The sequence below is a fragment of the Tritonibacter sp. SIMBA_163 genome, assembly GCF_046535935.1.
GTDB lineage: Bacteria > Pseudomonadota > Alphaproteobacteria > Rhodobacterales > Rhodobacteraceae > Epibacterium > Epibacterium scottomollicae.
Genome location: NZ_JAWJBP010000002.1, coordinates 250,626 through 264,540 on the forward strand (window position 1 = coordinate 250,626; position 13,915 = coordinate 264,540).

A 13,915-nucleotide genomic window follows, 5' to 3' on the forward strand; every position below is an offset into this window, starting at 1 on the left:
ATGCCGCGAATTGCCAAATCGCATGCGCCAGTTCCTGCCGTGCTCACCTGGCAAACCGGCAGGCTTGCGCTTGTGCCGGTTCAGGAGTGGGCGCTGTATCAGGTGAAGCGCACCTTACCAATGTGCGGCAGGTTGCGATTGCGTTGAGCAAAATCGATGCCATAGCCCACGACAAATTCATCCGGGATCTCAAAGCCGATCCAGTCCGAGCGGAAATCCACTTCGCGGCGGGAGGGTTTGTCCAGCAGAGCGATGGATTTGAGCCGGGCGGGCTTGCGGCTGTTCAACAGCGAAATTACGTGATTCAGCGTGTGTCCGGTGTCGACGATATCTTCGACGACCAGCACGTCGCGCCCTTCAATTGCGCCTCGCAAGTCCTTGAGGATACGCACTTCTCGGCTGCTTTCCATGCCGTCTCCGTAGGATGAGGCCTCCAGGAAATCCACCTCGATCGGCAGGTCCAGCTCTCGCACCAGATCGGCGATGAATACAAAGCTGCCGCGCAAGAGCCCCACGACCACCAGCTTGTCGGTGTCGCCAAATTCTGCGGTGATATCGCCACAAAGTTCTTCGATTCGTGCAGCGATGGCCTTGGCCGAAATCATTACATCAATGACATATGGTCGCTCTGACATGCTTGCCCCCTTGAATTTCGCACGCGTTCATAGGACACCACGCGCCACCTGTACAGAAGACGAATTGACTTGCGATGCCAACACATTCGGAAACCCGCCCGATGCCCTATAGCGCCCAGCAGATGTACGATCTGGTGGCGGACGTAGGATCGTACCCGAAATTCCTGCCGTGGTGCGCTGCTGCGCGTATTCGCAGTCGGACCCCACAGGGTGCCTCAGAGGTTATGGAAGCGGATCTGGTGATTTCCTTCAAGGTGTTCCGTGAACGCTTTGGAAGTCGGGTTGTGCTGCATCCCGATGAGCACAAGATCGACACGGAATATTTGGATGGACCGTTTCGCTACATGAAGTCCAACTGGGCGTTTGCAGATCGCGAAGATGGCGGTTGTGATGTGGCTTTTTTCGTTGATTTTGAATTCAAGAACGCCGTGCTGCAGGGGATCATCGGCGTCGTGTTCAACGAGGCCATGCAGCGGATTGTGCGGGCGTTTGAGCGTCGCGCGGCAGAGCTTTATGGCTGACGATATCAGGCTCTAATAAGGGCTTTGGGGCGCATTCAGGCGTCGCGGCGCTCTAACGCGCGCTGCAGCAGCGCAAGTGCATGGTCACGGCTGGCAAGGCGCACCTTGTCTCGACCCAGCGCACCAAGATCGACCAGTTCCGTTTCCGTCTGCACACCGTTCTGCGCAAGGCCGAAGCAGACGCGTCCCTCTGGCTTATGTTCCGATCCACCTGGGCCTGCGATGCCCGTGACCGAGACCGCAAGCGTGGTGCCCGCTGCGCGGAGGGCGCCATCCGCCATCTCACGCGCGGTTTCCTCGCTCACAGCGCCGAAATCCTTGAGTGTTTCAGCACTTACGCCAAGCATCTGCATCTTTGCGGCGTTGGAGTAGGTGACAAAGCCCCGATCCACCACCGCAGAAGAGCCGGGAATATCCGTGAGTGCGGCGGCGATCATGCCGCCAGTGCAGCTTTCGGCTGTGGCGATGGTGGCGCGCTGAGATTTAGCTAGATCCAGCAAGGCACTGATATCAAGGCTCATAACCCCAGAACCCCATGAGAGAATCCAGCCAGTAGCGCGATGCCGATACCGGCCATACCCCCGGCGATCACATCATCCATCATCACGCCAAAGGGGCCTTTCTTGCGGTCGGCCCAACCAACCGGGCCCGGTTTCCAGATGTCAAAGAGGCGAAACAGCAGAAAGCCCGCGACCCAGCCGGGCCAAAGCGCTGTGATCTCCAGACCTTTCATCCAAGCAGGCAGCGAGATCGCCCAGAGCGCCAGCATCTGCCCGGCAAGCTCGTCCAACACAAATTCCGACGGGTCCAGATCTTCCTGACCGCGTGTCATCTCGGTCGCAGCCCAAAGGCCGATGATGATCGCGACGACGGTCACGACAGCCAGCAAAGGAAAGCCGCCAACCATGTGCAGCGCGTAGGTCAAAGGCAGGGCGACAAGCGAGCCCCAGGTGCCGGGGGCAGGGCGGATATGCCCGACTCCACAACAGGTTCCGAGGAGTTGTGCAAGTGTCATGCGCGCACCAGCGTTGCGGTGGCAAGCGCCGCAATCCCCTCGCCACGTCCGGTGAAGCCCAGCCGCTCGGATGTGGTGGCTTTCACCGAGACCCGGTCTCGATCCATATTCATAATTTCAGCCATGTGGCTGCGCATTGCTTCGGCATGGGGGCCGATTTTCGGGAACTCGCAGACCAGCGTGCAGTCCACATTGCTGATCCTGAAGCCCTTGGAAAGCGCAAGATCCACCGCATGACGCAAAAAGATCTCGGACGCGGCGCCTTTCCACTGCGGGTCGCTGGGCGGGAAATGGCGACCAATATCGCCTTCTGCCATCGCCCCGTAGAGCGCATCCGTCACCGCATGCATGCCCACATCCGCATCGGAATGCCCTTGCAAGCTGCGGTCATGTGGCACCTCGATCCCACAAAGGGTTACGTGGTCGCCGGGACCAAACCGATGCACATCGTAGCCATTGCCCAGCCTGATATCTGGAATGCTGTCCATGCTGCTCCTCAGAATGTTCTCGGCGCGGGCAAAATCCTCGGGCCGGGTGATCTTGATGTTGTTGATGTCGCCTTGCGTGATGCGCACCGAGAGACCGGCCTTGCGCGCAACCTCCACATCGTCTGCCGCTGGCCCGTCCAGCGCAAGATGCGCCGACAGGATCGCGTCAAAATGAAACGCTTGCGGGGTCTGCGCGGCGTAGAGGTTGCTGCGATCCTGAGTGCCGGTCACTTCATCCGCTGTTCCGGTCCAAAGCGCATCGGTGACTGCCAGCCCCGGCGCGGCGGCGGGCGCAGTGTCCAATGCGCACAGCACCTCCTTGATGAGACGCGCGGGCACGCAGGGGCGCGCGGCATCGTGGATCAGCACTTTGTCGACGTCCATTTTATCGAGTGCCGTCAGCCCATTGCGCACAGATGTTGACCTGTCGGTGCCGCCCTTAGCGAGCAAAATATCCTTATGTGCAGCGAGCGCTTGCGCGGCGTCGAGGTTGTCTGGATCGCGCACCACCATGATGAGGTCGACACCCGCCTCTTGAAAGGCCGCGATGGTCCAATCGATCACCCGCTTGCCGGCAAGCGGGCGCCATTGCTTAGCCACGCCGCCACCTGCGCGGGTGCCGGTTCCGGCTGCAACAATCAAAACGGCGGTGGTCATGATGGGGACCGCATCCTTGTATTCGGGCAATCTGTGGGCGTGTTTACGGTGCGGCGGATAAACTGGCAACGCTCCGGACTGAATTGCTTAAAAAATAGGCGTTACCTATCGGAAGGTGGGCTGGAATGGCGTCTTGGAATGGAGCATAGCTCAGTTTCAAGCTAAGAAACTCTCATATGCACAAGGATTAAGCAGTTGTCCTTCTCAGTCGGACCCACAGATCTCGACCCTCCTGTTGCGCTGGCCCCGATGGCCGGCATCACGGATCGCCCGTTTCGCGACCTCGTCCGGTCCTTCGGTGCGGGGCTGGTGGTGAGCGAGATGGTGGCAAGCCAGGAAATGGTACAGGCCAAACCAGGGGTACGGGAGCGCGCTGAGCTGAGCGCGGACGTCGAGAACACCGCGGTACAGATTGCCGGACGCGAAGCCTATTGGATGGCCGAGGCCGCGCGTCAGGTGGCGGACCGGGGCGCGCGGATGATCGACATCAATATGGGTTGCCCGGCCAAGAAGGTGACCAATGGCTATTCCGGGTCTGCGTTGCTGAAAACGCCGGACCATGCGCTCAGCCTGATCGAAGCCGTGGTCGAGGCGGTCGACGTGCCGGTGACGTTGAAAACCCGCTTGGGCTGGGATGATGACTGCCTGAACGCCGCAGATGTCGCGCGCCGCGCCGAAGAGGCGGGCGTGCAGATGGTCACCATTCATGGCCGTACCCGATGCCAGTTCTACAAGGGGCGCGCAAACTGGGCTGCGATCGCTGATGTGCGCAAGGCGATAACGGTGCCGCTGTTGGCAAATGGCGATATTCTCGATGCCTCTGATGCCCGCGCTGCGCTGGACGCCTCTGGCGCGGATGGCGTGATGATCGGACGCGGTGTTCAGGGTAAGCCCTGGTTGTTGGCACAGGTCGCACATGACCTCTGGGATTCGGAAGCGCCTGATATCCCGTCGGGGTCAGTACTTATCGACATGGTTTCAGGGCACTACGAGGCAATGCTGGAGTTTTACGGCGGTGATCTTGGTCTACGTGTCGCGCGCAAGCATCTGGGCTGGTACATGGATGAAGTCGGCACGCCTGCTCCGTTGCGTCGGGAGGTGCTGACGGCACGGACCGCGGCAGATGTCCTGCGCCTGCTGCCAGACGCATTGCAGAGACACCAACAGGAGAGTGCGGCATGAGCTCCGCTGGTCCGCATTCCTCTGACTGCGCCATCTGGGCGTCACTGCCGGTTCCGGCCTTTCTGGTCGATGAGTGCAACATGATTGCCGATGTGAACTCTTCCGCCGAAGGGTTCATAAATGCGTCGCGCAAGTCGCTGATTGGAAAGAATGTTTGGCAAAAGATCACGATAGACTCGTCAATCGAGGAGGCGTTTGAAAAGGCGCGGGCGCAGGGCACGCCGCTGTTTGTGAATGACGTCGATGTCGGCGCGCGCGAACGTTCTCCGCTACAATGCGCGGTTCAGATTGCCCCGTTGCAGGGACATGAGGGCTACATGCTGCTGATGCTGTCGCCCCGAGAGCTGGCAGGGCGTTTGACGCAGAACCACTCCGCCAAATCTGCAGCGCAATCGGCCATTGGCATGGCAGAGATGCTGGCGCATGAAATCAAGAACCCTCTTGCCGGTATCACGGGTGCAGCACAGCTCGTGAGTATGAACCTGTCGCCGGAAGACCTTGAATTAACGGATCTTATTGTCAGCGAAAGCCGCCGCATCGTGAAGTTGTTGGAGCAGGTTGAGCAATTCGGAAACCTGTCAGACCCCGATTTTCGACCGGTGAACCTGCATGACGTGCTGGATCGGGCCCGCCGGTCGGCGCTGCTGGGGTTTGGCGCACATATGAAGATTGTCGAAAAATACGACCCGTCGCTTCCGCTGGCCTGGGGAGACCCGGATCAGTTGCTACAAGTGGTGCTGAATTTGTTGAAGAACGCGTCAGAAGCCGCTGGCACCAAGGGCGGAACCATCACCGTGCGCACCTTCTATGAGCATTCCTTCCGTCTGCGCCGCAGTGACGGACAGGGCAAGCTGCTGCCCTTACAGATCGAGATCACCGATGATGGGCCAGGTCTTCCGGACAACATCCGCGACGATATCTTCGAGCCCTTTGTCTCCGGCAAAGAGAACGGAACCGGTCTGGGGCTCGCCCTCGTCAGCAAGATTATCGCAGATCACAACGGTTGGATTTCCGTTCGTTCTGAACCAGGGCAAACGACCGTTCGACTATCACTCTCTCGGGTTCCTCGGGAGCCGAATTAACGCAAGGAGCACAATGACATGGACGGCACCGTTCTTGTTGCAGATGACGACCGCACGATCCGCACTGTTCTCACTCAGGCGCTCACGCGCGCGGGCTGCAAGGTGCATGCGACCTCTTCGCTGACGACGCTGATGCGCTGGGTGGCTGAGGGCAAGGGAGACGTGGTGATCTCTGATGTGATGATGCCGGACGGAAATGGCCTGGAGATGCTGCCAAAGATTGCGCAGGATCGGCCCGGGCTGCCGGTCATTGTGATTTCGGCGCAGAACACGATCATGACGGCGATCAAGGCGGCGGAAGCTGAGGCCTATGATTATCTGCCCAAACCCTTTGATCTGCCGGAGCTGATGAAGCGGACGGCCAAGGCATTGTCGGAGAAGCGCACGGCCCAGAACACCAGTGAAGTGAACCTACCCGAGGAGCGGCCGGACGAGTTGCCTCTGGTGGGGCGGACTGAGGTCATGCAAAGCCTGTATCGGCTTATCGCGCGCGTGATGAACACGGATATGCCACTGCTGATAACTGGTGAAAGCGGCACAGGTAAGTCACTGATTGCACGAGCCATTCACGATTTCTCTGACCGTCGCACTTTGCCCTTTGTGGTCGCAGAAGCCTCTGACCTGATTGAGCTGGAAGGGCCGTCGCGCCTGTTGGGGCAGGTCAAGGGGGGCACGCTGCTCATCGACGAGTTGGCTGATCTTGCGGATGAGGCGCAGGCGCGCCTTGTGCGGATGATGGACGCCCCCGGAGACCACGCCCCGAGGTTTATTGCCACGACGAGTCAGCAGGAGCTTGCTGATCAGCTGGAAGGCGGGGCGCTGCGTCAGGATCTTTACTACCGGATCTGCGGCACGGAGCTGCCAGTGCCGGCCTTGCGGGAGCGGGTCGAGGATATCGCGCTGTTATGCGAACATTTCCTTCTGCGTGCGGAAAGCGAAGGTGCGTCCCGGCGGGCCATAAGTGATGACGCCCGAGATATTCTTCGCCACTATGCTTGGCCTGGGAATGTCCGCCAACTTGAAAATACTGTGAAACGTCTTGCGCTTACGGCACGCAGTGAAATGATTGGGAAATCGGAGGTCGCCGCAGCGCTGGGGCCGCAGACCACTGGTGTGGAACCGGTCATGGGAGGTGGCGCCAGCAATGAAAAGCTCTCTGATGCCGTGGCCAGGCATTTGCAAAGATACTTCGATCTTCACGGGGATATGCTGCCGCCGCCTGGACTATATGCTCGTTTGCTCCGGGAGATAGAGACGCCGCTGATCGAAATCGCGCTGTCCGCGACCGGTGGAAATCAGGCAAAATGCGCGGATTTACTTGGAATTAACCGGAACACGCTGCGCAAGAAGATCACGGACCTCGATATTGAGGTGACACGCCGCCGCAAACTGATGTAATATCGCCACAGAAGCGTTGCCCTATCGCCAGACGGCAAATGGGGGATCGCGAAATCAAGTGGTGAGCGGCAAACGCTCAACATCAACTTGGGGGCAGGCGGTGGCACAGATGTCACATATCCGCTCGGCGTATCTGTGGCTTGCAGCCTTGGATCGCTGGCGAAAGTCGCGCAGGGCGCGCAACATCATCACGCTTGGGTTGGTGTTTCTTGGGCCGGCGATGGCGTTGCTCACCTTTCTTGTGATTGGTCCATTGGGCCAAAGCGCCAGTTCACCCGCCTTGCGCCTGATTCTGTTAGCCGACCTCGTTTATGTGCTTTCGATCACTGCGCTTGTTCTGAGCCAGATTGGGCGCCTTATTGCGGCGCGCCGGGTGAAGTCGGCGGGTTCGCGCCTTCACTTGCGGTTGATCGGGGCCTTTGCATTTTTGGCGCTTGTGCCGACGGTGACAGTCGCGGTCTTTGCAGTCTTGACGGTAAACGTGGGACTCGAGGGCTGGTTTTCGGAACGTGTCCGGGATGTGATCGCAAATTCTGTAAAGGCCGCCGAGGCCTATGAACGCCAGCAGCGCCAGGATCTTGAACAGGATGCGATTGCTTTGGCGCGGTTTTTGGACCGCAGTCGATCAAATGATTTTTTCATGAGCGACGGGCAGTTACGGCAATTTCTTTCGCAAGGGCAGCTGCAGATTCAGCGGGGCCTGCAAGAGGCCTATGTGATCAACAGTACCGGTACGATCCAGACACGCGGTGAACGATCATATGAATTTGATTTTGAGATGCCCACGGATGCGGACATCGCCGCCGTCGAAACTGAAGGTCTGCACATCATCCAGGATTGGGACAACAACGAGTTCCGCGCTCTTGTCCGTTTGAACGCCTTTGTGGATCGTTACCTCTATGTCAGCCGTGAGGTCGATGGAGAGCTGTTGAACCTGCTGGATGAGACACAGCAGACTGCGCATCTTTACCAACAGCTCGAGAGTGAAAGAGGGCGCGTGCTGTTCGAGTTCGGGTTGTTGTACTTGGGTTTTGCTGTGATCCTGATCCTTGCTGCAATGTGGCTGGGCATGTGGTTTGCCGAACGTCTGTCACGTCCCGTCGGGCGGCTTACGGTAGCGGCGCAACGCGTGGGTGAAGGCGATCTGGGGGTTCAGGTTGCCGAGGAACAGGGCGATGACGAGATTGCGCAGTTGAGTCGCTATTTCAACCAGATGACGCAACAACTTCAGGCACAGCGCGAGGCGTTGCTGCAGAATACCCGGCAAATCGAACGGCGCCGCCGCTTGTTTGATTCGGTGCTGTCCTCCGTCACATCCGGTGTTGTCGGGCTTGATTCAAAAGGCTGCGTCACCTTCGTGAACACCTCAGCAAAGCGTTTGCTGGACTGGAAGGAAGACCAGAAATCTCTGGCGCTCTCGGTTGCGATACCTGAGTTTGGGCCATTGTTTGAAAACCTTGTCGGCAACGGTGCGGGGATTGCGCAGGGCGAGATCAAGGTGACCCGCCAGGGGCGCCTCGAAAACCTGCTTGTCCGGATGGCGCGCCGTCATGCGGAGGATGATAACCTTGAGGGGTATGTGGTCGCATTTGATGATGTAACCGATTTGGTCAGCGCGCAGCGCATGGCCGCTTGGGGCGATGTGGCGCGCCGCATCGCGCATGAGATCAAGAACCCGCTGACTCCGATCCAGCTGAGCGCGGAGCGTATCAAGCGAAAGTTCGCACCAAAGCTGGGCGAAGAACACAGCGATCAACTGCAGTCGATGACGGATGTTATTGTTCGTCAAACCAACGACCTACGCCGCATCGTTGATGAATTTTCCAAGTTTGCCCGCATGCCCGAGCCTGATCGCCATGAGGAAGACCTCGGCAAGCTGGTTCAGGAGGCGGTCTTGCTCCAGCAGGCGGGGCAGCCGAACTTGAAAATCCGCTCGGATTTGCCGGATCAGCCCATGCAAGTGGATGTGGATGCGACAATGATTGGTCAGGCCTTGACCAACCTGATCAAGAACGCCGGTGAAGCGACGGAAAGTCTGAAGAAAAAAGGCGCGGCTGATGGATACGCTCCGGAAATCCGCGTGACGGTGAAGACGGGAAGTGCAGGGCATCTCATCACCATTGCGGACAATGGCATCGGCTTGCCTGCGGATCGAGCTCGGCTGTTCGAGCCCTATGTCACGACGCGTGACGAAGGCACCGGACTTGGTCTGCCGATCGTGAAGAAAATTATCGAAGAACATGGTGGCACATTGGCGTTGGAAGACGCACCGCTCTTTGACGGGATGAGCCATCGGGGCGCCATGGCGGTGATCCGCCTTCCGGCCCTCTCGCCGGACACTGTTGTCCAGAAACAAACCGTAGTAGCAGGGCTGACATGAGTGATATTCTGATTGTTGACGATGAACGTGACATCCGGGAACTGGTTTCGGACATCCTTGAGGATGAAGGCTACGCAACCCGCAAAGCAGCCAATTCTGATGAGTGCATGGCCGCATTCGAGGACACGCCGCCGTCGCTGCTGATCCTCGATATCTGGCTCAAGGACAGCCAGATGGATGGGATCGACATCCTCAAGACCGTGAAGCGTGATTTTCCGGAGGTCCCAGTCGTGATCATTTCCGGTCATGGCAACATCGAGATCGCGGTCGCGGCGATCAAGCAGGGGGCCTATGATTTCATCGAAAAGCCCTTCAACATCGACCAGCTTATGGTGGTGATACGGCGCGCGATGGAGACCTCTCGATTGCGGCGGGAAAACACCGATCTGCGTCGTAAGGACGGCGGCGCAACGGATATGGTGGGGACGTCACCCGCGTTTCGTGCGTTGATCGGTCAGCTTGATCGGGTGACAAAGTCCAACGGGCGCGTCATGTTGTCAGGCCCCGCGGGCAGCGGCAAGGAGGTCGCTGCGCGATATATCCACACAAATTCAAACCGTTCCAGCGCTCCCTTCATAACGGTGAATTGCGCCAGCATCGAGCCGGAACGGATGGAGGACGTGCTGTTTGGTCGTGAAAGCAGTGAGCGCGGAATTGAACCGGGCCTGTTGGAGCAGGCGGACGGCGGCGTCGTGTTCTTTGACGAGGTCGCGGATATGCCGCTTGGCACGCAATCCAAAATCCTGCGGGTTCTGGTGGACCAGCAATTCATCCGGGTTGGTGGCACCGATAAGGTCAAGGTCGACCTGCGCGTCATTTCTGCGACCAATCGGGATCTCGAAAAGGAGATTGCGGAGGGGACCTTCCGGCAAGAGCTGTACCATCGGCTCAACGTCGTGCCGATCAGCGTCCCGGCGCTGTCGGATCGCCGCGAAGATATTCCGCTGTTGGCCGACTACTTCATCGAAGGTTTCAATCAGACGCAGGGCTTGCCCTTGCGCGAGGTCAGCGAAGATGCGGTTGCGCTGATGCAGACCATGACCTGGCCGGGCAATGTTCGTCAGCTGAAGAATTTGGTCGAGCGGGTTCTGATCCTTGGAGAAACTTCGGATCCGATTCAGGCCAAGGACCTGCCGAGCGAGGAAGAAAAGGTGGAGACCGAAGGCCGCGTTGTGCTGTCGGGAGCATTGGCGACGCTGCCTCTGCGCGAGGCGCGAGAAGCCTTCGAACGTGAATACCTTCTGACCCAGATCAACCGATTTGGCGGCAACATCAGCCGGACGGCCTCTTTTGTGGGGATGGAGCGTTCGGCGTTGCACCGAAAGCTGAAATCGCTGGGCGTTGTCACCTCCAACAAGGCTGGCACACGCATCGCGCGGGTCGAGAATGAAGAAGGCGAGACGCCTGAAATCACCGTCTGAACAGAGCTGAACCCGGCCCGCTGCGGCCGGGACAATTGAATTGACCATCACAGAGCCATCTGTCATGCAAACAATGCATTTCAGTGCCCGGAGAGCGTATCGATGAAGGTTATTATCTGTGGTGCCGGGCAGGTCGGTTGGCAGATCGCGCGTCACCTGTCGGGTGAGCACAACGATGTCACCGTTGTGGACAACAATCCGGATTTGGTACGCCGCGCGACAGATACGCTTGATGTTCAAGGGATTGCGGGCTTTGCCTCATACCCGGATGTGCTTGATCGCGCCGGGGCGCGTGACGCGGACATGATCATCGCCGCCACCCATTCGGACGAGGTGAATATGGTCACCTGTCAGGTGGCCCATTCGGTGTTTTCGATACAGCGCAAGATCGCGCGGTTGCGCGCCAAAAGCTATCTGAACGCCATCTACTCTGATCTCTACCGACGCAATCATTTGCCCATTGATGTGGTGATCAGCCCCGAGCGCGAGGTGGCTGCTGCTGCAATGCAGCGTCTGCGCGCACCTGCGGCCTTTGATACCGAAGTCTTCATGGACGGTCGCGCGCAGCTGCTGGGTATTCATGTCGACGAAGACTGCCCGGTGGTGAACACGCCGCTGCGGCAGCTGACCGAGCTGTTCTCGACGTTGCGTGCAATCGTTGTGGGCGTGCGACGTGAGGGCACCCTGTTTGCGCCGGAGCCGGGCGATCAACTGTTCGTGGGCGACGCAGCCTATGTGTTTTGCCATTCTGATGACGTTAGCCGCACCATGGAAGTCTTTGGTAAGACGGAGAAACGTCAGGAGCGCGTTGTGATCGTCGGCGGCGGAAATGTCGGGTTGGAGGTCGCCAAGGCTTTGGAAGAACGCCCCGGCCGCACTCGCGTCAAGGTGATTGAGAAAAGCCGTAAACACGCCGAAAAGGCTGCAGAAGAGCTGGAGCGGACCATCGTGTTGAACGGTGACGGCCTGGATCGCGGCTTGATGATCGAGGCCGGCATCGACAAGGCCGACGCGATGTTGGCGGTGACCGATGACGACAAGACCAATATGCTGGCCGCGGTGCGGGCGAAAACCGAAGGCTGCCCCTTTGCCATTGCGCTGATCAATGACCCGACCTTGCTGCCTCTGCTGCCGCATCTCGGCATTGATGCCCATATCAACCCGCGCGCCACGACCGTCAGTTCGATCCTGCGTCACATCCGCTATGGGCGCATCCGGCAAGTCTATTCCATTGGCGATGCCGAGGCCGAAGTGATCGAGACCGAGGTACTGTCCACCTCGCCCATGGCCGGGCAGGCCATTCGCGACATCGATTTCCCAGAGGGGGTTTTGGTTGGAGCGGTGTCCAAGAATGGCGAGGTCGTGCGTCCAAGCGGTGGCCTGAGGATCGAGGCGGGCGATACCATCGCGCTCTTCGCCATGGCTGCAGATGTGCGGGAGGTCGAGCGCCTGATGCAGGTCTCGATCGATTACTTCTAGGATGCCGCGCCGTCCTCGCTCTCAGGTCCGTGGCATCCTGCGTCTGCCATTGCTGCTGCTGATCTGGGGGATCTTTGCGATCGCCATGTGGATCCCTGCAATCCATGCGGTGTTGGTCGACGACCATCAAACCTCTCAGAGTTTCTTTTATTCCGGGATTGTTGGTCTGACGTTCGTGACCTTCATCGCGCTATCGGTTGCCAACCGTGTTCCACGCTATGGGATGCCCGGGCAGCTGATGACGTTGCTGGCAACCTTTGTGTTTTTGCCGCTGTACCTGGCGATTCCCCTGCAGGATGCTTTGCAGAACACAAGCTACCTCAATGCCTACTTTGACATGGTCAGTTCCCTGACAACCACAGGGGCCGATGTCTATGATCAACCAGGACGAGTGCCGCAATCAGTTCATCTGTGGCGGGCGCTGGTGGCCTGGATGGGCGGGATGTTCATGTGGATCGCTGCATCAGCGGTGCTTGCACCGCTGTCGCTGGGCGGCTTTGAGGTGACCACCCGGGCCGAACCCGGGCGCAGTGATGCGATTTTGCGTGAAAACCAGCGCCCCGATCCGCGGCGCAAGCTGATCCTTGTGACCAAGGCGTTGGCGCCGGTGTATGTCGGTCTGACGCTGGCACTGGCGGTGCTTTTGGTATTGTGCGGCGAGACTGGCCTGGTTGCCGTCAGCCATGCGATGTCAATCATGGCAACCTCTGGCGTGTCGCCGGTGGGCGGCATCGGCGCTGCGCAGGCTGGCGTGGCTGGTGAGATGGTGATGCTCCTCTTCTTGCTGTTTGCCCTGTCTCGCCTGACATTTTCCAGCGATACTGTTGCCGTTGGGCATGGGCGTCTCGACAAGGACCCGGAGTTTCGCACCGGTATGCTGATTATCATCGGCGTGCCCACTTTGCTGTTTCTGCGCCATTGGATCGCGTCACTAGAGGTCAATACCTCCGATGATCTCATGATGGGGCTGGCGTCCTTCTGGGGCGCCCTTTTCACGGTCACGTCCTTTTTGACCACCACGGGGTTTGAAAGCGCCTATTGGTTCAGTGCGCAGGAATGGTCGGGGCTGGAGACGCCCGGGATGATCCTTCTGGGACTGGCAGTCATGGGCGGCGGCGTTGCGACCACGGCGGGCGGGGTGAAGCTGTTGAGGGTTTATGCGCTTTATCTCAATGGGTTGCGAGAGATGGAGCGGCTTGTCCTGCCTTCCTCTGTCAGTGGCGAAGGGCGCGGGAACCGTCGCCTGCAAAGCAATGGGGCCTTTGTGGCCTGGATCTTTTTCATGCTGTTCGCGCTTTCGCTGGCACTGATCTGCGTGGCGCTCTCCGCATTTGGGGTTCCCTTTGAACAAGCGATGATTCTTGCTGTGGCAGGGCTGTCGACAACCGGTCCTTTGATCGAAGCGGCGGGGCAATTCCCGATCGAGTTGGGTCTGATGGAGGCGCCCGTAAAACTGATCTTGTGTTTTGCTATGGTTCTGGGGCGTCTGGAAACACTTGCCATTATCGCGCTTTTGTCGCCAAATCTGTGGCGCAACTGACAGAAACCACTTAACCCACGTAGAAAAGTGACGTTTTTCGGGTGGAAACCCTCGAAATCTGCGTCCATACTCTGCACAAGGGACGCGTTGGGCCGCAGCGCGTAACAAGAAAAAAGG

12 protein-coding genes are annotated in these 13,915 nt (G+C 58.8%); 8 read left to right on the forward strand and 4 right to left on the reverse strand.

Annotated features, from left to right (window positions below; translation table 11 throughout):
• Positions 1 to 98 precede the first annotated feature (98 nt).
• Positions 99 to 635: a hypoxanthine phosphoribosyltransferase gene (gene hpt / locus R0J92_RS05125; RefSeq protein ID WP_106164060.1), complete on the reverse strand. Its 537-nt coding sequence runs from the start codon at positions 633 to 635 to the stop codon at positions 99 to 101.
• A gap of 74 nt (positions 636 to 709) precedes the next feature.
• Here hpt and R0J92_RS05130 point away from each other — a divergent pair, with 74 nt between their 5' ends.
• Positions 710 to 1,156, forward strand: coding sequence for a type II toxin-antitoxin system RatA family toxin (locus R0J92_RS05130; RefSeq protein WP_411050937.1), 447 nt, complete (start codon positions 710 to 712; stop codon positions 1,154 to 1,156).
• A 35-nt stretch (positions 1,157 to 1,191) separates the two neighbouring features.
• On the opposite strand, the gene R0J92_RS05135 is transcribed toward R0J92_RS05130, so the two are convergent.
• The 3 genes from R0J92_RS05135 to R0J92_RS05145 are packed head-to-tail and all read right to left on the reverse strand — an operon-like array spanning position 1,192 to position 3,316.
• Entirely contained in the window at positions 1,192 to 1,677 is a 486-nt protein-coding gene (locus R0J92_RS05135; RefSeq protein ID WP_411050938.1) for a CinA family protein, read from the reverse strand.
• On the reverse strand, positions 1,674 to 2,171 hold the full coding sequence (locus R0J92_RS05140) for a phosphatidylglycerophosphatase A (protein WP_411050939.1): 498 nt from the start codon (positions 2,169 to 2,171) through the stop codon (positions 1,674 to 1,676). The genes R0J92_RS05135 and R0J92_RS05140 overlap by 4 nt, the downstream gene beginning before the upstream one ends.
• A complete protein-coding gene (locus tag R0J92_RS05145) occupies positions 2,168 to 3,316 on the reverse strand; it encodes a bifunctional 2-C-methyl-D-erythritol 4-phosphate cytidylyltransferase/2-C-methyl-D-erythritol 2,4-cyclodiphosphate synthase (RefSeq protein WP_411050940.1) in 1,149 nt (382 codons plus the stop codon). Before R0J92_RS05145 ends, R0J92_RS05140 begins: the two co-directional genes overlap by 4 nt.
• Before the next feature lie 195 nt (positions 3,317 to 3,511).
• Between R0J92_RS05145 and dusB the strand changes: the two genes are divergently transcribed.
• From dusB to R0J92_RS05180, 7 genes are all read left to right on the forward strand, one after another.
• Positions 3,512 to 4,498 carry a tRNA dihydrouridine synthase DusB gene (gene dusB / locus R0J92_RS05150; protein ID WP_411050941.1) on the forward strand — a complete coding sequence of 329 codons (987 nt, stop codon included), beginning with the start codon at positions 3,512 to 3,514 and terminating at the stop codon, positions 4,496 to 4,498.
• A complete protein-coding gene (locus tag R0J92_RS05155; RefSeq protein WP_411050942.1) occupies positions 4,495 to 5,580 on the forward strand; it encodes a two-component system sensor histidine kinase NtrB in 1,086 nt (361 codons plus the stop codon). Before dusB ends, R0J92_RS05155 begins: the two co-directional genes overlap by 4 nt.
• 18 nt (positions 5,581 to 5,598) lie before the next feature.
• Entirely contained in the window at positions 5,599 to 6,978 is a 1,380-nt protein-coding gene (locus R0J92_RS05160; RefSeq protein WP_411050943.1) for a response regulator, read from the forward strand.
• A gap of 100 nt (positions 6,979 to 7,078) precedes the next feature.
• Entirely contained in the window at positions 7,079 to 9,358 is a 2,280-nt protein-coding gene (locus R0J92_RS05165; RefSeq protein ID WP_411051155.1) for an ATP-binding protein, read from the forward strand.
• On the forward strand, positions 9,355 to 10,779 hold the full coding sequence (locus R0J92_RS05170) for a sigma-54-dependent transcriptional regulator (RefSeq protein WP_411050944.1): 1,425 nt from the start codon (positions 9,355 to 9,357) through the stop codon (positions 10,777 to 10,779). The genes R0J92_RS05165 and R0J92_RS05170 overlap by 4 nt, the downstream gene beginning before the upstream one ends.
• 102 nt (positions 10,780 to 10,881) lie before the next feature.
• A complete protein-coding gene (gene trkA, locus R0J92_RS05175) occupies positions 10,882 to 12,258 on the forward strand; it encodes a Trk system potassium transporter TrkA (RefSeq protein WP_106164070.1) in 1,377 nt (458 codons plus the stop codon).
• A gap of 1 nt (position 12,259) precedes the next feature.
• Positions 12,260 to 13,798: a TrkH family potassium uptake protein gene (locus tag R0J92_RS05180; RefSeq protein ID WP_106164071.1), complete on the forward strand. Its 1,539-nt coding sequence runs from the start codon at positions 12,260 to 12,262 to the stop codon at positions 13,796 to 13,798.
• The last annotated feature ends 117 nt before the right edge of the window (positions 13,799 to 13,915 follow it).

What these genes read in the sequence shown, in the direction of transcription:
- hpt (WP_106164060.1), bottom strand. Translation starts at nt 635, where the DNA reads ATGTCAGAGCGACCATATGTCATTGATGTAATGATTTCGGCCAAGGCC.
- R0J92_RS05130 (WP_411050937.1), top strand. Translation starts at nt 710, where the DNA reads ATGCCAACACATTCGGAAACCCGCCCGATGCCCTATAGCGCCCAGCAG.
- R0J92_RS05135 (WP_411050938.1), bottom strand. Translation starts at nt 1,677, where the DNA reads ATGAGCCTTGATATCAGTGCCTTGCTGGATCTAGCTAAATCTCAGCGC.
- R0J92_RS05140 (WP_411050939.1), bottom strand. Translation starts at nt 2,171, where the DNA reads ATGACACTTGCACAACTCCTCGGAACCTGTTGTGGAGTCGGGCATATC.
- R0J92_RS05145 (WP_411050940.1), bottom strand. Translation starts at nt 3,316, where the DNA reads ATGACCACCGCCGTTTTGATTGTTGCAGCCGGAACCGGCACCCGCGCA.
- R0J92_RS05155 (WP_411050942.1), top strand. Translation starts at nt 4,495, where the DNA reads ATGAGCTCCGCTGGTCCGCATTCCTCTGACTGCGCCATCTGGGCGTCA.
- R0J92_RS05160 (WP_411050943.1), top strand. Translation starts at nt 5,599, where the DNA reads ATGGACGGCACCGTTCTTGTTGCAGATGACGACCGCACGATCCGCACT.
- R0J92_RS05170 (WP_411050944.1), top strand. Translation starts at nt 9,355, where the DNA reads ATGAGTGATATTCTGATTGTTGACGATGAACGTGACATCCGGGAACTG.
- trkA (WP_106164070.1), top strand. Translation starts at nt 10,882, where the DNA reads ATGAAGGTTATTATCTGTGGTGCCGGGCAGGTCGGTTGGCAGATCGCG.
- R0J92_RS05180 (WP_106164071.1), top strand. Translation starts at nt 12,260, where the DNA reads ATGCCGCGCCGTCCTCGCTCTCAGGTCCGTGGCATCCTGCGTCTGCCA.